The following is a 17,195-nucleotide window of genomic DNA, read 5'->3' on the forward strand; positions in this document are numbered from 1 at the left end:
GGCCCCGCCCCCCAGCCGCCAAGTGTCGAACAGCTGACTGGTCACTCTTTTATAGAGTGAGGCCATGGCCAGACCACGCAGTCAGGACCGCCGCAACGCGATCCTGTCGGCGGCGACCCGAGTGATCGCCGCCCAGGGCCTCGGGGCCCCGACAGCAGCGATCGCCAAGGGGGCGGGCGTCTCCAACGGCTCGCTGTTCGTCTACTTCGACACCAAGGCAGCGCTGCTGAACGAGCTCTACGTGGTCCTGAAGACCGAGATGGCGACGACAGCGCTCGCCGGGCTTCCCGTCGAGGCCGCTCCGCGCGAGCAGGTCCACCGTATGTGGTCGCAATGGGTGCACTGGGCCACGACAGCCCCGGACAAGCGACGCGCGCTCGCCCAACTCCAGATGTCAGACGACATCACCGAGCAGAGCCATCAGACCGTGAGCGCCGCCTTCCGCGGTATCGCCGATCTCCTGGAACGCAGCCGCGCCAACGGACCGATGCAGGACGCGCCCCTCGGCTTCCTGCTGACCTTGACCGACGCCATGGCCAACGCGGCCATCGACACCATGATCCGCGAGCCCGACCAAGCCGAGTCCCACAGTCGCGTCGCATTCGAGGCCGTCTGGCGGGTGATCGCCGGCAGCTCCATGCCTGCCATGGCGTGAGTCATGACCGCCTCACTGTGGCCGGCGAGTCGGAGTGATGCGTCACAGCCGCCACAGGTGGATGCGGCCGTCCGAACCACCACCGGCCAGCATCGTGCCGTCCGGACTGAACGCCACTGAGAAGCCGGTCGTCGAGCCGAACGTGTGGACCTCCTTGGCGGTTCGCGCGTCCCAGACCGTGACGGTCGGGCCGTTCTCCTCGTCGCAGGCGGCCAGGTAACGGCCGTCGGGGCTGAACGCGACCTTGCCACTCGTGCCGCCGGCGAAGCGTACGGCGGGCTTGTGCGTGGCGACGTCCCAGGTCGCGACGTCGACCTTGGCGCCGGCACCGGCCACGGTCGTCCCGTCCGGGCTGAACGCCACGACGTGCCGGGACTTCTGGGGGTCGCCGGTGCCTCGGGACAGCACGGCGGTCTGCCGTCCCGCGGCGGTGTCCCACAGCCGGACGGCGTCGCCGTTGTCGGCGCTGGCGAGTGTCCTGCCGTCCGGGCTGAACGCCACGTCCCACACCCCGGCCGAGTCGGTGTCGAGCACGCGGTCGGCCGGCGGGCCGGGGGTCGGCCGGAGGTCGGCCACCGTACGGACCGGGCGCGGACTCGGGAGGAGTGGCGGGCGGTGGCGCGGCCTGCTGGACGAGGAGGGCGCGGACGGCCTCCGGGGTGGGCCGGGCGTCGGGGTCCTTGCTGAGGAGGCCGGTGAGGACGTCCGTCAGGGGGCCCGCGCGGGTCGGCGGCGGTGGGTCTTCGGTGGCGATGGCGACGAAGACCGCGCCGTGTGTCGGCCCCTGGAACGGGGGCGGCCCTCGACCGCGGCGTACAGGGTGGCGCCGAGCGCCCACAGGTCCGACCGCGGCGTGGCGGCGTGGCCGCGGACCTGTTCCGGTGACATGTACGCCGGGGTGCCGAGCTGGACGCCGGACTTCGTCAGCGTGGCGTCGCCCTCCAGCACGGCGATGCCGAAGTCGGTGAGGACCGCGCGGTCGCCGTCCAGCAGCACGTTCGGCGGCTTGACGTCGCGGTGCACGATGCCGGCGGCGTGCGCGGCGGCGAGCGCGTCCAGCATCTGACGGCCGATGTCCGCGACCCGCCGTACGGGCAGCGGCCCGTCCGTACGCAGCACCTGGTCCAGCGACCGCCCCGGGACCAGCTCCATGACCAGCCACGGACGGCCGACATCGATCACCCGGTCGTGCAGGGCCACGATGCCGGGGTGGTGCAGGCGGGCGGCGGCGCGCGCCTCGCGGGCGGCCCGGGCGTACCACTCGCGCCGGTCGGCGTCATCGATCTCGTCGGGCAGCCGCAGCTCCTTGACGGCGACCTCACGATCGAGCTCGGCGTCGTACGCGCGCCACACGCGGCCCATGCCGCCGCGCCCGATGAGCCCGAGGATCCGGTAGCGGCCGGCAAGGATTTCCCCGGGTTGACCGTGCATTGAACGAACATAGCGAACCGGACATTACGCCGAGTCGGCACTGCCGCAGCCGCGAGCCGATCACTGAGTCCCTGCCTGTCCTCGCTCTGGGATGGGAGCCTCGACCGTCCGCGTGACCCCTTATTCAGATACGCGGAGGATGTCGGGCTGCTCGGGGCCGTGCGGGATGTCGAAGGTGTCCTCGCCGGTGCGCAGCAGCCGCAGCACAACGCCGGCCGCGTACTCCGGCCGGTGAACCACCATGCCCGGCCGGGGTGGCACGCCGTCCTTGAAGATGCCGTTGCCGAACTCGGTCGCGGTCACCGAGGGCAGCAGCAGCGACACCGCGATTCCGTCCGCGGCGAGTTCTTCTCGCAACACCGAGCTGATCATGTTCACCGCCGACTTGGTCGCCGCGTACGCCCCCACCCCGGTCGCGACCCGGCGGGTGGTGCCCGAGCTGACGTTCACGATCCGCCCGAAGCCCCGCTCCCGCATGGCCGGCAGCACCGCCTGGGTGACGGCGACCAGGCTGGCCACGTTGAGGTCGAGGATCTTGCGGTACTCGGCGACATCGATGTCGGCGATCGGTCCCGCGATGCTGGCGCCGGCGTTGTTCACCAAGCCGTCGATCCGCCCGTGCCGGTCCAGTGCGGCTGCGACCAGGTCGCGCACCTGCGTGGCGTCGGTCACGTCGGTGGGCACCGCCAGCGCCCCGTCGAGTTCCTCGCTCAACGCGGCCAGCCGGTCCGCCCGGCGCGCGGCCAGTACCGGATACGCCCCGGCGGCGTGCAGCAGCCGCGCGGTGGCCTCGCCGATCCCGGACGACGCGCCCGTGACGATCACCGTCCGGCCGGTCAGGTCAATCAGATCCGTCATGGTTCAACGTGTATCAGACCGCGGCGCCAGGCGATCACGGTGCAGCCGCCGATGGGGCGCACGGTGAGGTCCGGTAAGGGAGAGGGACACCTGCTTACAAAAATGGGCGCACCCGTGCCGTTATCAGGAAGCCCGTACAGTGACCATGAGGCTTCGAATAAGCGACAGAAAAAGGTACGTGGCGGCGGGAGTTCGCGGAGCGCCGCCACGTTATTCTCAGTTGAAGTGGATTTCCTGGAACACCACTCCGGCCGGGCCGAAGTACAGTTCCTGGTAGTTACCGAAGCGCACGTGCTTGCCGTCACTCGCCCGGACGAGATAGCCGCTGTTGTTCCCGGCCCGGATGAGGTCGACGGCGAATCCCATGCCGTACGTGACGTCGTGTCCCTCGAGGCACTCGCTCAGCGGCGCGCCGCCGTTGGTGCTCGAGGCGTGCAGAACGAAGAATGTATCGGGGGTGCACTCGACGTCCGCGTGCGCCGGGGAAGCAAGCATCCCCGCCGACAAGGCTGCGACACCCGCTGCGGTCATTCCGGTCGCGATCACTCGCTTGAGCATTTGGGCTCCTTCCAAAGCCTCCGTAGCCTTCAGGTAGTAAGACGTGGCTATACACAAAATGGTTTACTCCGCATGATCGCTGTTTTCCACGCAGCGGCCAAAGGGCGGCATCCGGTCGGTGCATTCGCGGTGGCCGGCGCCTCATGGTCCCCCGACGGGGACCACGCCGAGACTCCGGCCGCATGGGCGCCTCGCTGCTCACCTCGGGGTTTCAGCCGGGCAGCAGACCGCGCTGCCCTCCGTGGACGCCCACCACGGTCCCGTTCACGTAGCTGCTGCGGTCCTCGACCAGGAACAGCACGACGTCCGCGATCTCCCTCCGGGTCGCCGATCCGGCCGCGCGGTCACCTGGTCCATCGCATCGCCGACGGCGGCCGGCAGCGGCTCCGTCCCCTGGGTGCGCACCGGCCCGGACGCGACGCGGCCGCCCCTGCTCGCGGGCTATGCGGGAGGCAGCAGGAGCCCCGCGGGCGGATCCGTGGCGATGTCCTTACCGAGGCCGCCCCGGCGGCCGGAGAACGTCGCGTCGCTGAAGTCGACGGTGCCGCCGGAGAACTTGGCACCGGTGAAGACGACGGTGGTGCCGCAGAACTTCGCGTCGGTGAAGTGAAGGGTGCCGCCGGACAGAGTCGTGTCGGTGAAGTCGAGCGTGCCGCCGGAGAACGTCGCGTCGTTGAAGTGGGCGGTGGTGCCGGAGAACTCCGCACCGTTGAAGCCGAGGACGCCGCCGGAGAGCGCCGCGCCGGTGAAGTGGACGGAGCCGGCGGAGAACTCCGCGCCGGCGAAGTCGAGGGCGCCGCCGGAGCACGTCACGCCGGTGAAGTCGAGGGAGGCGCCGGAGAACACCGCGTTGATGAAGTAGTTGGTGGCACCGGAGAACGTCGCGTCGCCGAAGTGGACGGTGCCGCCGGAGAACACCGCGGAGACGAAGTGGACGGGGCCGCCCGAGAAGGTCGCTCCCGTGAAGTCGAGGGAGGCGCCGGAGAACCTGGCGCCGGTGAAGTCGACGGTGGCTCCCGAGAACACGGTGCCGGTGAAGTCGAGGGTGCCGCCGGAGAACACGGCGTCGCGGAAGTCGACGGTGCCGCTGGCGAACTCCGCGCCGCTGAAGTCGCCTCCGTCGAAGCGGGCACCGGTGAAGTTGAAGTCATGGCCTCGCCAGGAGACCCGGGCGTTGTCGCGAAGGTGCGCGGCGATGATCGAGATGACGGTGTGGTGCACCTCCTGGCTGCCGCCGAACGCCAACTGTTCGGCGGCCGGAGGGCCGGCCTCCGGGGAAGGTTCGTACGGCGTCCGCAGGTAGGCGCACAGCTCGTCGATGCAGGTCTGCCGGCCCTCCTCCCAATCGTCGGCCAGGCCGGCCAGCGCGTGAACCCCGGCCAGCCGCACCGCGGTCTCGGCGTGTCCAAGCCGCCTCGTCGCCCTGGCGAACCGTCTGTCGAACGCCCGCACCCGGTCATCCTCTCCGCGCCGCTGCTCCGACATTTTCCCGTCTTCGGCGCGACACCGTTTGCGGGAGTTCATCACCGACGAACTCCAGCGCGTCCAGGATGCCCTGCACCGACAGGGGTGTACATGCCTTCAGGCGCGGGAGGGAGATCGCGCGCGTGGAGGATGACGAGGGCGGCTCGGCCGTACGGAGCAGGGGCCACCGGCAGGAGACCCCACACCTGGGCCGCTAAGCGGGTGTGCGAGAAGGGATGGCGTCGAGCGTGGCGAGGGTGGCCGCGTCGATGGTGAGCGCACCGGCTGCGATGTTCTCTTCGAGGTGTTCCTGACCGGCGGTGCCGGGGATCGGCAGGACGTTCGGTGCGCGGTGGAGCAGCCAGGCGAGGCCGACCTGCGCCGGGGTGCAGCGGAGGGATCCAGCGGCGGCGAGAACGGCCGGCTCGTCCGTCACCTTCGGGGAGCCGGGCAGTTCGCCGCCGAGGGGAAAGTAGGGAACCCATGCGATGCCCGCCTCGGCGCACAGTCGCAGCATGTCCTCGTCGCCGCGGGAGACGAGGCTGTAGGCGTTCTGCACGCAGGCGATGCCGGCCGGGAGCGCGCGGCGCAGCTCGTCCAGGGTCACGGTGCTCAGCCCGATCGCGCCGATTTTGCCTTCCTCGCGTAGTGCGATCATCGCCGCGAGCTGGTCGTCGAGGTCCACGACCTGGTCCGCCCCGACGGGAATGGGAGGGTTGGCACCGGGGCGGCGCAGGTTGACGACCGGGATCTGGTCGAGGCCGAGGCCGGTGAGGTTGGCATCGACGCCGGCGGCGAGCTCTTCCGGCCGCTGCGCGAGGCGCAGCGGGTGGGGACCGCCCGGGTCGGGTTCGGCACCGACCTTGCTGACGACCGTGACGCCGTCACCGGGACCGATCGCCGCGCGGATGAGCTCGTTGACGAAGCCGTCGCCGTAGAAGTGGGCGGTGTCCAGGTGATCGACGCCGAGTTCCACGGCGCGGCGCAGGAGCGCGACGGCCGCGTCGGGGTCGTGTCGCAGGTGCCGTAGCTGCATCGCGCCGTAGCCGATGCGCGCGACGGTGCGTCCGGCCATCCGCCCGGGGCCGCCGGGGCGTCCGCGGCCTTCGCGCGCCGGCTCTGCCGGTGAATCGCTCCGTGATGTCATGGGATCCTGCTCTCGTCAGTGACGGACGAAACGGAGGGCCTCCGCTTAGTCCACCGTAGCGTTAACGGAGGATCTCCGCTTTGAGTCAGCCCGAACCGGCGCCCACCGGTCAACGGCCCGGCGCGGCAGGACGGCCGGCGCGCGCTGACGCACGGCGTAACCGCGAGAAACTCATCACGGCCGCACGGGCCGCGTTCGCCGCCGCTCCCGGCGGCCAGGTCGCGCTGGAGGCCATCGCCTCCCAGGCCGGGGTCGGCACCGGCACTCTCTACCGGCACTTCCCCACGCGCGAGGCGCTCATCGAAGCGGTCCACGCGGCCGAGCTCGACGACGTCACGGCGAGCGCCTCCGTGCTGCTCGGCCGGTTCCCCCCCGACGTCGCGCTGAGAGCGTGGATGGACCGCTACGCCACGTTCTGGGAGACCAAGCACGCCATGCTCGGCGCGCTGCGAGCGGGCTCCGCGCCAGGGCGCATCTCGCCCTCCACCCGAGAGCGCGTCATCACCGCGATCACGCCGATCCTCGCGTGCGGCGCCGAAGCGGGCCTGCTGCGCGCGGACGTCCGTCCCGACGACGTCGCGGGCCTGCTGCTCGGTGTTTTCCTCTCCACCGCCGCCAGCGGCACTCCCGAGGAGGCCGGCCGGCTACTCGATCTCGTCGTCGACGCACTCCGCCCGCGGGGCGACGGCACCGCGGGGGATCCCGCCTCCCAGGAGGCGACGGCGGACCGCCGAAGCCGCTGACAGGACCCCGCCTACGCCTGCCGTCGCGGCTCCGTCGGATAGACGAGGGGAAGGCCGGCGACGCCGACCAGTCCGGCCGGCCAGAGGGCCGCCGGGCGTACTCCCTCGGCGAGTTCGTAGGTCGGGATGCGGCGGTGCCATTCCTCCAGGACCGTCTTCATCTCCAGCCGCGCGAGATGAGCCCCGAGGCAGAAGTGCGGGCCGATGCCGAAGGCCAGATGGGGCTGGCGGCGGTGGAAGTCGATCGTGTCGGGCTCGGGATGCTCCGCGGGGTCTCGGTCGGCGACCGCGACGGCGACATGGACGGCGGAACCCGCGGTGACCCGGTGGCCGTCCAGGTGCACGTCCTCGACGGCCACGCGGGGAAGGGTCAGGATCGGGCCGTCGATGCGCAGGAGCTCCTCGATCGCGTCGGGGACGATGCCCGGGTCGTCGACGAGCTGCCGCCGTAGGTCCGGCCGGGTGGCCAGGATCGCGAAGGCGTTCGAGAGGGCGTCGGTCACGGTGTCGAGCCCCGCGAGGACGAATTGGAAGCACATGCCGAGGAGCTCATGCTCGGTGAGGCGGTCGTCACCGGTGTCGGCGAGGAGGACCGCCAGCAGATCGGTGCCGCCGCTCTCCGTGCGGCGCGCCGCGATGTGCTCGACCAGATAGCCGAAGAGCTCGCGGGCGGCCGTGGCGGCGGCCTCGGAGGGGGCCTCGGCCCCGAACTCGGGAGCCGAGCTGAGGATGGCGTCCTTCCAGGCGATCAGGCGATCGCGATCGGCGAGCGGCAGCCCGAACATCGTCAGGAACACCTGCGCCGGCAGGGGCACGGCGATGCTCGAGACGAAGTCGCAGCGGCCCGCGTCGGCGACCTCGCCGACCAGCCGGGCGGCGAGCGCTCTGATCTCGGGCTCCATCGCCCTGATCCGGCGCGGGCTGAAGTGGGGCTGGAGCAGGCGCCGGTAGCGGGTGTGCTCGGGCGGATCGAACGCGATCGGCAGCATCGGCACCGGGCTGCCCGCGCTCTCGTAGGCCCGCTTGGAGGAGAAGAGCTCCGGATGCCGCAGGACGTACTCGGCCGTGTCCCGTGAGACGGCCGCGACCCCGGTGGTGACCCTGGTGACCGGTCCTCGCTCGCGAATCCGGGCGTAGGCGGTGTCCCGGTCCTCGCCGACCGGGAGCGCTTCGATCGAAAGAGGCCGCTCGACGCCGGGTTCGCCATGGTCAGTCATCGGGACGGTCCTCACTGTCGCCGAAGCCCTGGGTCGGGCAAACCCTAACAAGCGGCCGACCGGCTGAGAACGGCACTTTGTTGAGGCCGGCCGGGGGCTTGGCTGCGTCGGCTCGCCGTGTTATGCGGGAGCCTCATCCCCGGTCCGTGGCGCGGGGACGGGCGCCGGGCCCGTCCCCCCGCGACGGTCAGTTGTTCGGCACCGGGATCTTCCACACGCTGCGGCCGAAGGTCGCCGCGTACAGCGTGCGGTGATCTCCGGTGATCCTGATGTCGAACACCGGGGTGTCGGGCAGGCCGCCGCCGAGCCTCTTCCAGTTCTTCTTGTCGTTCTTGTCGTAGAAGACGCCGTAGTCGGTCGCCGCGTACAGCTGCCGGCTCACCTGGTCGTAGGTGAGCATCTCGACCGGTGCGTTCGGCAGCTTGCCGCTGATGTTCCGCCAGCTGTCGCCGCCGTTCGTGGTCTCCCACACGTTCGCCGCGGTGTCGCCCTCCCGGTAGCCGGAGTAGGCGACGTACACGTGGTCGGCGTCGGCGGGGTCGACGACGATCGCGTTGACCCACCGGACCGGCAGGCCCTTGCCGGTGAACTCGGTCCAGTGCGCACCGAGGTCGGTCGTCTTCCACAGCCGGCCGGTGTCGGTGCCGACGTAGATCGTGTTGCCGTCCGTCTTCGCCGGCGCGATCGAGGTGATCGTGGCGTACTCGTTGGAGTAGAACGGCCCCTTGTCGTCCTCGTCGGGCGGCACCGGGCCGGTCAGGTAGTCACCGGGCGGGCTGATCTGGGTGAACGTCGCACCGCGGTCGGTCGAGCGGTCCAGGACGTTGCCGCCGAAGTAGAGCACCGACGGGTTACTCGGGTCGAGCACGATCGGGGCGTCGGTCGTGATGCGCGCGGAGTGCCGCTGCCCGAAACGGAAGCTGCGCGACTTACCGTCGCCGTCCTCGTGCCGCGTGCACACGCCGACCTGCGAGCACTCGTAGTAGATGTTGTGATCGCTCGGGTCGATCAGGACTTCGTGGCCGTCGCCGCCGCCGTAGGCGTTCCACTGCGACAGGTCCGACGCTCCGGCGGTGTTGGTCCAGGTACGGACGCTGCCGTTGTCCTGCAGGCCGGAGGCGAGCCGGTTCGGGTCGTCCGCCGCCACCGCGAGGTGGTACGACTGGTTCCACGGCGCGTACGTCGCGTGGACCCAGGAGCCGCTCGCGCCGTTGTCGTCCGAACGGTAGATCCCGCCGTCATTGCCGAGGTAGATCCGGCCGGTCGCCTTCGGGTCCCACTGCATCGCGTGCTGGTCGGAGTGCACGCCGTTCGAGTCGGACCACGTCGCGCCGCCGTCCTTGGACTCGCGCAGGCTGACGTCCGCGCTGAACAGGTGGTTCTCGTCCTTCGGGTCCACCCACAGGCGCCCGAACCACCACTGGTAGCCGCCGGAGGATCCCGGCCGGCCGCCGGGCTTGAAGGTGTCGCCGCCGTCGGTGGAGACGTAGAAGCCCTTGTCCGGGCCGTACGGGGTGCCGCTGACCACGTACACGCGCCGCGGGTCGCCGGGGGCGACCGCGACACCGATCCGGCCGAGGCTCGGGTCGCTCTTCAGACCGGTGCCCGTGGTGTCGGCCGGGTGGGTTCCGACGACGTTCTCCAGCCGCTTCCAGTGGTCGCCGCCGTCGTCGGAGCGGAAGAGGCCGGAACCGACGCCGCCGTACACCCGCGCGCCGTTGTTGCGCTTGTGGTCCCACAACACGGCGTAGACGCGCTTGCCGTTGGTCGGGTCGAGCGCCAGGTCGATGCCGCCCGTCGTGTTGTTCGGCGTCTTGAGGACCAGTCGCCAGCTCTTGCCGTCGGCGTCGAGCCGGTAGATGCCACGCTGACCGGCCGTGCCGGACAGGTTGCCGGCGGCCGCGACGAAGACGCGCTTCGGATCGGCCGGATCGACGACGATCTTCCCGATCGCGCCGCTGTCGGTGAGGCCCCACTGCTTCCAGTGCGCGCCGCCGTCGGTCGACCGGTAGACGCCGTCGCCGAAGAACGTCAGGCCTCCGCCGGACGGGTTCGCCTCACCGGTGCCGGCCCACAGGGTGCCGTCGGAGCCGAGCGCGATGGCGCCCATCGTCTGCGTCTGGTCGACCGGCCAGGCGGAGGTGAAGGTCTTGCCGGCGTCCGTGCTCTTCCACACGCCACCGCCCGACACCGCCACGTAGAACGTGTCGGGGTGATTCGGGTCCACGACGAGGTCGGTGACGCGGCCCCCGACGTTGGTGGGGCCGACCTGCGCCCAGGCCCCGCCGCCCTGCTTCAGCGCCCTGGCCTGCGTACGGGCCTGCTTGATCTGGGCCGGCTTGACGTCCTTGCCGGAGGTGAACTTCCGCGTGAGGTACTCGGCCGGGGCCGTCGGGCCGCCGTCCTTTTCCTCCCCCTCCTCTCCCTCTTCGCCTTCTTCCCTTCCGGCGTCGGCATCGTCGTGCACGCGCTCGGCGGCCTCGCTCCGGTCGTTGCCGCTCGCGTGGTTCGCCGCGGTGAGCCCGTGCAGGAAGAGGGCGGCGATCGCGAGGGCGAGCACGCCCGAGAGGAGGAGTCTCAGTGTCGTCCAGGGGTGTCGCGGTCCAGGAACGAGGGGTTCAGGGGATGGGTCCGGTGCACTGTGTCGGGTCTCGTCGGGTTCGTCGGCCGTCATTGCGCCTCCTGGCGGGGGTGGCGTGGTTCGGTTCCCCGGCCGATGGTAAAGATCACAGAGGCGTTCGTCACCGGACAAATATTGAGATCCGGCATCAATCTTGGACAAAGACCGCCATGCGATGCGATGTCCGGCGGATCGTTCAGCGAGGGCGAGCGTGAGTCAGCGCGGATCTACTCGGCTCTGCCGCGTATCGAGCGACCTCGAGGAGGGCGTGGCCGTCACCGTGCCCGGATGCCGTCGAGGATGAGCGAGATGACGCTCTCGGACTCGGCTTCGACCTCAGGGGAGTCCCAGTCCGCGGCGTGTGCCGGATCGTGGAAGCGGCTGGTCGCGTGCAAGATGGCCTGCGCGGCCACCTCGGGGTCGCCGGCCGCGAAGTCGCCGCCGGCGATGCCGTCGGCGACGATCCCGCGAATCTGCGCGAGCAAGAAGGCGACGTGGGCCGAGGACACGGCGCTGTGCTCCGCCGCCAGCACCCGGAACGTCGCGAACAGCTCCGGGTCCTCCTTCGCCTTCGCCCACTTCATGGCGAACATGGTGGTGAGCAGGCCGCGGAGCCGGTCGAGGGGGGCCAGGTCGCGATCCTGAGCGGTCGCGGTGAGAGTCTCCTGCACCTGGTCGAGCCAGCGCCGTATCACGGCCTCGCGCAGCGCCGCCTTGGACGGGAAGTGCCGGTACACGCTCCCATGGCTCACGCCCAGCAGCCGCGCGACGTCGAGCACCGTGGTCTTCTCCGGACCGTGCCGGCGCAGCACCTCCTCGGTGGCCGACACGATCGTCTCCGCGTCGAGCGGCTCCCCGCGCATCAGATCTCCCCCGTCGAGCCGGTACGAGGCCGCCGCTTCATGACTGTCGCGCCCCGTGCCTCCACAGCGCAGAACGTAGGTCAACGAACTGACGGACGTCAAAACCTGTCGTCCGTCTGCCGTCAGCCCGTCAACCGGATGACAGGTATTGATATCTGTCACCCATAACGCGTAGGGTGGGGCCATGGAGACGTCAGACAGGGGCGCTCGCGGAGACGCCGTCACCACCGCCACCGCTTCGTTCGCCGGCCGCACCGTGTTCCGGGTCGGCTACGGCGCGGCCCAGCTCGACCGCCTGCGTGACCGCCGCGGCGAGGCCGTCGCGCTGATGCGCCGCGCGGTCGAGCTGGGTGTCGATCACGTGGACACCGCCGAGTTCTACGGCTTCGGCTTCGCCAACGCCGTGATCCGCGAGGCCCTGCGTCCCGAGGACGGCGTTCTGGTCGTCACCAAGGTCGGCGCCGACCCCGACCCGGGCGGGCGCCTGCCGCTGCGGATCGCGCAGCGCCCCGAGCAGCTGCGGGCCAGCGTCGAGGACAACCTGCGCAGCCTCGGCGTCGACCGGCTCCCGGTGGTCAACCTCCGGCGCCTCGACACCGGGCCCGGACTCCGTGCCGAGGGCGACCAGGTGGTCGACCTCGACGACCAGCTCGCGGTCATGACCGCCCTGCGCGACGAGGGCAAGATCGGCGCGATCGGCCTGAGCAGCGTCACCCTCGACGGCCTGCGCCGCGCCCTGCCGGCCGGCATCGTCTGCGTGCAGAACGCGTACAGCCTCGTCTCCCGCGCCGACGAGGACCTGCTGCGGCTGTGCGCGGCCGAGGGCATCGCGTGGGTGCCGTTCTTCCCGCTCGGCGGGGCCTTCCCGGGCCTGCCCAAGGTCACCGAGGAACCGGCCGTCCATGCCGTGGCCGAGTCGCTGGGCGTCACGCCCTCCCAGGTCGGCCTCGCCTGGCTGCTGCACCACGCCCCGAACGTGCTGCTCATACCCGGCACCGCCGACCCCGCCCACCTGGAGGCCAACACGGCGGTCGGCACACTCACCCTCGACGACACCGCCCTCGCCGTCCTGGACGCCGTCGAGTCCCGCTCCAACGACGTCCCGATCGGGTAGCCGGAGGCGGGAGCGCGGCCGGCGCAGCCACCCATCAGTGCGGAATGCTCCGCCGCTCACGCCGCCGCACGCCGCGGCGGAACCACTCGATGACCGCACGCACCTCGTCCTGGGTGTCCGTGTCGGCGAGCCGGTCGAGGTAGAGGAGCCGACGTGCCAGTCCGGCGAGGTCGACGGTGAAGTACATCGCCATGAGCGGGTTGACGAACAGCTCGCTCCCCCGGGTGCGATCGGTGAACCGCACGTCACCGAACTCACCGCGGACGGCCGCGGCGATCTGGCCGTTGACGATGCTGGGCCTCATCGGGGTGTGCCGCTGCGCGTGCGCGACCGCGTCCACGTACAGCAGCGCCTCCCGACTGGTGCTCGGAATCGTCAACGCGCCCAGGTACGCGCCGTCCCGATCGAGAGCCGCCAGATTCTCCAGTACGTGAGCGTGGCACACGCCGTGGTACGCGTCGACGCCGAAGCCCACGCACGCCACCAGCCGTATGGGCACGTCCACACCGGCGACCGCCGCGAGACTGGTCATGTCCTCCTCCGGCGTGCCGACGCCGGCCTCGTCCCCGCGCATCAGGATGTCGGTGCCACCGTCGACCAGCACGATCGCGTCGATGCCCAGCCGTCGTATCAGGTTCCGGTAAGCGTCCCGGAGCGGGCGGACACCCGTCCGGGGAAAGGCGTGGACCGTCGCGTCCATGCCCTGCGCGGCCAGCCAGCGCGCCAGCGTCCGCTCCGGGAAGTACCCGTCATGTCCCCTCGTCGCAGGCGTGATCGCGGCGAGATTCGGCTCGTACCAGGCATCCGCGTCGATCAGATCGAGCGCGCTGAAGGACAGGTTCGCCAGGTGCACGGACTTGCCGAGACCCATCAGCGCGAACGCCAGCGGGAGCCCCGCATAGACGTCGAAGCCGCCGCCCGCACCGGCCACCAGAACCCGTCGGGCATCCTTCAGAGCGGCGAAGATCGGGGGCTCGTGCAGCGAGGTCATGGTGCACGACCTTAGGCGGGAGATCGTCCGGTCGTCCCGGGTGGAGTCGGATGTCCACCCGGGATACGGCGGCCGACCCACGACGACGAGGCGGCCGGCTTCCTAACGTGGCGGCGTCCAGATGACGTCCCCGCGGAGGAGGTGGGATCGGTGAGCGGTCCCGTCGAGATCATCCTGATCATCGGTGCGGTCGGTTACATCCTGGCCCGCCGCCTGCTCGGCGAGCCGGCCGAGGCCAAGCGCATGCTGCTGCTCCCCGCGGTGCTCGCAGTGGTCGGGCTCACCGATCTGGCCAAGGTGTCCCAGTCCACGGTCTCCATCGGATTCCTGGTCGCCACCACCGCGCTCAGCCTGGTGCTGGGCCTGCTGCGCGGTGCGAGCATCCGCGTGTTCGACCGGGACGGCATCGTCTACCTGCGCTACACGGTCACGACCGTGGTGTTGTGGGGGATCAACCTGGCGGTCAGGTTCGGCGCCAGCGTCGTGCTGGGCGTGGTGGACCCGACCGCTGCGCATGCCGGCAGCAGCGGGCTGATGCTGACACTGGGCGCCGGCATGGTGGTGGAGGGGCTGGCCGTGCTGTCCAAGGCGATGCGCACCGGCGGCCGGATCGTGTGGGCGAAGGGGCGCGACGGCGCACCGCACACGATGTCGTCCCTGCTGGACGGGTTGCAGCAGAAGGTGCAGAGCACCGACTGGTCCCAGGGACGCCGTCCGCGCCGGCGCGGCGGCCTCGGGTCGCTGATCGAGGACGTGCGCGACCTCGACATCCGGCGGCCGTACGACACCGGCTCCGCCCCGAACGACACCGGTTCCGCCCCGTACGACGCCGACTCGGCCCCGTACGACGGGCGGCGGCCGAACGGCGGCGGCTCCCCCGACGACCGGGCGCGGAGCTTCGACCGGCACCGTCGTGAACGATGACCGTGACCGATGAAGAGGACAATGTCCGGCGATGGACGACGAACCTGACGACACGCGCCCGGCCGGGGTCCCCGTCGACGACGCGCCGACGGGGGCCCCGGCGCGGTTCGCCGACGAACTGATCCGCCCGTTCGTCATCGGGACCCTCTCGGTGCTCACCCTGATCCAGCTCGCCGAGCGCCCGCCGGACCGGCTCCCCTGGCTCACCTGGAGCCTGGTGGTGGTCACCATCACCGCGGGGCTCGCGTCGTCCGTCCTGCCCTGGCGTCCCCTGACGCCCCGGACGCGGATCACGCTGGTGTCGGTGTTCATGGCCGCGGGCGCGATGGCGTTCCCCCTGGCGAAGGACACGGCGGCCCCCGCTCTGGTCTTTCTCGCCTCCGTCACCGCCGGCGAGAAGCTGGACTCCCGGCGGGTCGCGTTCACCGTCGTCGGAGCCGGGACCGCCCTCGCCACCACCGTGAACCAGCTGGCCGGCGCGCTGCACCTGTCGTACGAGTCGCCGTGGTGGCTCTCGCTCATCGTGGGCCTGCCCCTCTACATCGGCCTCGCGCGCCGGGAACGGGCCGACGCGCTGGCCGCCGCCGATCTCGCCGCCCGGCAGAGCCGGCGCGCGGCCGCGTCCGAGGCTCGGGAGGCCGCGCTGGAGGAACGGGGACGCATCGCCCGGGAGATCCACGACGTGCTCGGCCACGCCTTGTCCGGCATCGCCGTGCAGCTGGACATGGCCGACGCCCTGCACGCCGGGGGCCGCGACCGGGACGCCAACGAGGCCGTACGGCGAGCACGAGCCCTGGCGGTGTCGGGGATCGGGGAGACCCGCCGTGCGATCCACGCACTGCGCGAGGACACATTGCCGCTTCCGGAGACCATCGCCCGTATCGCGCACGGGAGCACGGCCGGATTCGAGATCCAGGGTGAGCCCGGCGAGGTCCGGGTGGAGGTCGCCCAGGCCGTCATCCGCACCGCGCAGGAGGCGATCACCAACGCGCATCGGCACGCGCCCGGCGGCGAGGTGAACCTGCTGCTCGCCTACACCGACCGGCTGGTCCGGCTCACCGTCACCGACACCGGAACGGCCGAGCCCGACGCCCGGCCGAACCACACGGGCAGCGGAATGGGCCTCGTCGGGATGCGCGAACGGGCCAGTCTGCTCGGTGGCACGCTGTACGCAGGCCCCGCCGAACCACCGGCGCCGGGCTGGACGGTGCGATTGGAGTTGCCACGATGACCTCCATCCGGCTGCTGGTCGTCGACGACCAGGCCGCGATCCGGGACGCGCTCGCCGTCATGCTCGACCTCGATCCGGACATCACCGTCGTCGGCACCGCCGCCAACGGCGAGGAGGCGGTGACCGCGGTCGGCGAGCACGACCCGCAGGTCGTCCTCATGGACCTGCACATGCCGGTCATGGGCGGGGTCGAGGCCACCGGCCGGATCCTGGCCGCCCGGCCGGGTCTGCCGGTCGTGGTGCTGACCACGTTCGAGGACGATGAGTCGATCCTCGCCGCGCTGCGCGCCGGCGCCCGCGGCTACCTCACCAAGGACGCGGACCGTACGAGGATCGTCCAGGCCGTGCGCGGCGCGCACGCCGGGCAGGCGGTCCTCGACCCCGGCGTGCAGTCGCGACTGCTGGCCCTCGCCACCCGCGCCCCCGCGCCCGAGCCGGACACGCCCGTGCCGCTGACCGCGCGCGAACGGGAGATCCTGGACCTCATCGGCCAGGGCCTGCGCAACAGCGAGATCGCCCGGCGTCTGTACATCACCGAAGCGACCGTGAAGACCCACATCAACAATCTCTTCACCAAGGCCGACCTGCACTCGCGCGCCGACGCCGTACGGCTGGCCCTCACCCTCGCCGGGAACCGGCGGGGAGACGGGCGCTCGGTCTGACCTCCACGATTCGGCCGCCGGGAGGTGGCCCATCGACCGGGTGGAGATCAGTTGGAGGGATCACGCCCCGCCCGGCCTCCACCCCATCTCGGTTCATCGACCGATGTGGGGCGCATGCTCCAATTCCTAAGTTGTGGCCACAGCAGAACGGACCGCGAACCTGAAAGGGCCACAACGATGGACATGGGCGTATGGATTCTGAACCTGGCCGTACTCTTCATCGTGCTGGAATCCGATCTCGGCACGCGGAGAGTCACCAGATCCCGCCTCCTCCGGCCGGTCATCAGCGCGGCGGCCATCGTGCCGTTCTTCATCGATCGGCTCTCCACCAGCGGGTACGGCCTGCTGCTGGAGATCACCGGAACGATCGCCGGGTTGTTGCTCGGGCTATCGGCCGGCGCCTTCATGCGCGTCCATGAAGGCGTGGCCAAGGGCCGCCGCTGCGCGAAATCCCGTGCCGGTGTCGGCTACGCACTGACGTGGACCGCCGTGGTCGGCGCACGCCTCGCCTTCTCCTATGGCAGCGCGCACGTTTTCGGCCGGCAGCTGGGCGAATGGATGGCCGCCCATTCCATCTCCCCGGCCGCGCTCACCGACGCCCTGATCTTCATGGCGGTGCTCATGATGCTCACCCGTACGGCCCTGCTCCAGGTCAAGGCCAGGGCGGCGCTGGCCGGCACCCGGCCGGCCGAAGCGCCCCTGCCGGTCGGATGAGAC

General features: G+C 71.0%; 17 protein-coding genes. 7 read left to right on the forward strand and 10 right to left on the reverse strand.

The window, feature by feature from the left end:
* The first annotated feature begins 64 nt into the window (after positions 1 to 64).
* Entirely contained in the window at positions 65 to 655 is a 591-nt protein-coding gene (locus NDW01_RS35875; RefSeq protein WP_252828801.1) for a TetR/AcrR family transcriptional regulator, read from the forward strand.
* A gap of 42 nt (positions 656 to 697) precedes the next feature.
* Here the strand turns inward: NDW01_RS35875 and NDW01_RS44085 are convergent, their stop codons facing one another.
* From NDW01_RS44085 to NDW01_RS35905, 6 genes are all read right to left on the reverse strand, one after another.
* On the reverse strand, positions 698 to 1,231 hold the full coding sequence (locus tag NDW01_RS44085) for a WD40 repeat domain-containing protein (RefSeq protein WP_252828802.1): 534 nt from the start codon (positions 1,229 to 1,231) through the stop codon (positions 698 to 700).
* A gap of 132 nt (positions 1,232 to 1,363) precedes the next feature.
* Positions 1,364 to 2,086, reverse strand: coding sequence for a serine/threonine-protein kinase (locus NDW01_RS35885; RefSeq protein ID WP_252828803.1), 723 nt, complete (start codon positions 2,084 to 2,086; stop codon positions 1,364 to 1,366).
* 120 nt (positions 2,087 to 2,206) lie between these two features.
* Complete coding sequence (locus NDW01_RS35890) at positions 2,207 to 2,944, reverse strand: SDR family oxidoreductase (RefSeq protein ID WP_252828804.1); 738 nt, start codon at positions 2,942 to 2,944, stop codon at positions 2,207 to 2,209.
* A 216-nt stretch (positions 2,945 to 3,160) separates the two neighbouring features.
* Complete coding sequence (locus NDW01_RS35895; RefSeq protein WP_252828805.1) at positions 3,161 to 3,502, reverse strand: hypothetical protein; 342 nt, start codon at positions 3,500 to 3,502, stop codon at positions 3,161 to 3,163.
* A 441-nt stretch (positions 3,503 to 3,943) separates the two neighbouring features.
* On the reverse strand, positions 3,944 to 4,954 hold the full coding sequence (locus NDW01_RS35900; protein WP_252828806.1) for a pentapeptide repeat-containing protein: 1,011 nt from the start codon (positions 4,952 to 4,954) through the stop codon (positions 3,944 to 3,946).
* A gap of 226 nt (positions 4,955 to 5,180) precedes the next feature.
* Complete coding sequence (locus tag NDW01_RS35905) at positions 5,181 to 6,041, reverse strand: aldo/keto reductase (protein WP_252828807.1); 861 nt, start codon at positions 6,039 to 6,041, stop codon at positions 5,181 to 5,183.
* Between the two features lie 152 nt (positions 6,042 to 6,193).
* On the opposite strand from NDW01_RS35905, the gene NDW01_RS35910 reads away from it, so the two are divergent.
* Complete coding sequence (locus NDW01_RS35910) at positions 6,194 to 6,856, forward strand: TetR/AcrR family transcriptional regulator (RefSeq protein WP_252828808.1); 663 nt, start codon at positions 6,194 to 6,196, stop codon at positions 6,854 to 6,856.
* Positions 6,857 to 6,867: 11 nt separating this feature from the next.
* Here the strand turns inward: NDW01_RS35910 and NDW01_RS35915 are convergent, their stop codons facing one another.
* The 3 genes from NDW01_RS35915 to NDW01_RS35925 all read right to left on the reverse strand — a co-directional run bounded on the left by NDW01_RS35915 (position 6,868) and on the right by NDW01_RS35925 (position 11,556).
* The gene (locus tag NDW01_RS35915; RefSeq protein WP_252828809.1) at positions 6,868 to 8,073 is read right to left on the reverse strand and encodes a cytochrome P450; all 1,206 of its coding nucleotides are present in this window, start codon (positions 8,071 to 8,073) and stop codon (positions 6,868 to 6,870) included.
* Positions 8,074 to 8,260: 187 nt separating this feature from the next.
* Positions 8,261 to 10,633 carry a WD40/YVTN/BNR-like repeat-containing protein gene (locus NDW01_RS35920; protein WP_252828810.1) on the reverse strand — a complete coding sequence of 791 codons (2,373 nt, stop codon included), beginning with the start codon at positions 10,631 to 10,633 and terminating at the stop codon, positions 8,261 to 8,263.
* 335 nt (positions 10,634 to 10,968) lie between these two features.
* A complete protein-coding gene (locus NDW01_RS35925; protein ID WP_252828811.1) occupies positions 10,969 to 11,556 on the reverse strand; it encodes a TetR family transcriptional regulator in 588 nt (195 codons plus the stop codon).
* Positions 11,557 to 11,740: 184 nt separating this feature from the next.
* On the opposite strand from NDW01_RS35925, the gene NDW01_RS35930 reads away from it, so the two are divergent.
* A complete protein-coding gene (locus tag NDW01_RS35930) occupies positions 11,741 to 12,670 on the forward strand; it encodes an aldo/keto reductase (RefSeq protein WP_252828812.1) in 930 nt (309 codons plus the stop codon).
* Between the two features lie 34 nt (positions 12,671 to 12,704).
* Here NDW01_RS35930 and NDW01_RS35935 read toward each other — a convergent pair whose 3' ends face one another.
* Complete coding sequence (locus tag NDW01_RS35935; RefSeq protein WP_252828813.1) at positions 12,705 to 13,661, reverse strand: DUF1152 domain-containing protein; 957 nt, start codon at positions 13,659 to 13,661, stop codon at positions 12,705 to 12,707.
* Between the two features lie 150 nt (positions 13,662 to 13,811).
* On the opposite strand from NDW01_RS35935, the gene NDW01_RS35940 reads away from it, so the two are divergent.
* The 4 genes from NDW01_RS35940 (at position 13,812) to NDW01_RS35955 (ending at position 17,192) form a co-directional block, all read left to right on the forward strand.
* A complete protein-coding gene (locus tag NDW01_RS35940) occupies positions 13,812 to 14,585 on the forward strand; it encodes a hypothetical protein (protein WP_252828814.1) in 774 nt (257 codons plus the stop codon).
* A 31-nt stretch (positions 14,586 to 14,616) separates the two neighbouring features.
* Positions 14,617 to 15,816: a sensor histidine kinase gene (locus tag NDW01_RS35945; RefSeq protein WP_252828815.1), complete on the forward strand. Its 1,200-nt coding sequence runs from the start codon at positions 14,617 to 14,619 to the stop codon at positions 15,814 to 15,816.
* A complete protein-coding gene (locus NDW01_RS35950; protein ID WP_252828816.1) occupies positions 15,813 to 16,478 on the forward strand; it encodes a response regulator in 666 nt (221 codons plus the stop codon). Before NDW01_RS35945 ends, NDW01_RS35950 begins: the two co-directional genes overlap by 4 nt.
* Positions 16,479 to 16,583: 105 nt before the next feature.
* Complete coding sequence (locus tag NDW01_RS35955; protein ID WP_252828817.1) at positions 16,584 to 17,192, forward strand: hypothetical protein; 609 nt, start codon at positions 16,584 to 16,586, stop codon at positions 17,190 to 17,192.
* Positions 17,193 to 17,195 lie beyond the last annotated feature (3 nt).

Origin of the sequence: Actinoallomurus soli (assembly GCF_024055715.1) — a bacterium.
Lineage (GTDB): Bacteria > Actinomycetota > Actinomycetes > Streptosporangiales > Streptosporangiaceae > Actinoallomurus > Actinoallomurus soli.

Bases quoted from the DNA above. Each gene is read 5' to 3' on its own strand.
- NDW01_RS35875 (WP_252828801.1), top strand. From the start codon at position 65: ATGGCCAGACCACGCAGTCAGGACCGCCGCAACGCGATCCTGTCGGCG.
- NDW01_RS35885 (WP_252828803.1), bottom strand. From the start codon at position 2,086: ATGCACGGTCAACCCGGGGAAATCCTTGCCGGCCGCTACCGGATCCTC.
- NDW01_RS35890 (WP_252828804.1), bottom strand. From the start codon at position 2,944: ATGACGGATCTGATTGACCTGACCGGCCGGACGGTGATCGTCACGGGC.
- NDW01_RS35895 (WP_252828805.1), bottom strand. From the start codon at position 3,502: ATGCTCAAGCGAGTGATCGCGACCGGAATGACCGCAGCGGGTGTCGCA.
- NDW01_RS35905 (WP_252828807.1), bottom strand. From the start codon at position 6,041: ATGGCCGGACGCACCGTCGCGCGCATCGGCTACGGCGCGATGCAGCTA.
- NDW01_RS35915 (WP_252828809.1), bottom strand. From the start codon at position 8,073: ATGACTGACCATGGCGAACCCGGCGTCGAGCGGCCTCTTTCGATCGAA.
- NDW01_RS35925 (WP_252828811.1), bottom strand. From the start codon at position 11,556: ATGCGCGGGGAGCCGCTCGACGCGGAGACGATCGTGTCGGCCACCGAG.
- NDW01_RS35930 (WP_252828812.1), top strand. From the start codon at position 11,741: ATGGAGACGTCAGACAGGGGCGCTCGCGGAGACGCCGTCACCACCGCC.
- NDW01_RS35935 (WP_252828813.1), bottom strand. From the start codon at position 13,661: ATGACCTCGCTGCACGAGCCCCCGATCTTCGCCGCTCTGAAGGATGCC.
- NDW01_RS35945 (WP_252828815.1), top strand. From the start codon at position 14,617: ATGGACGACGAACCTGACGACACGCGCCCGGCCGGGGTCCCCGTCGAC.
- NDW01_RS35950 (WP_252828816.1), top strand. From the start codon at position 15,813: ATGACCTCCATCCGGCTGCTGGTCGTCGACGACCAGGCCGCGATCCGG.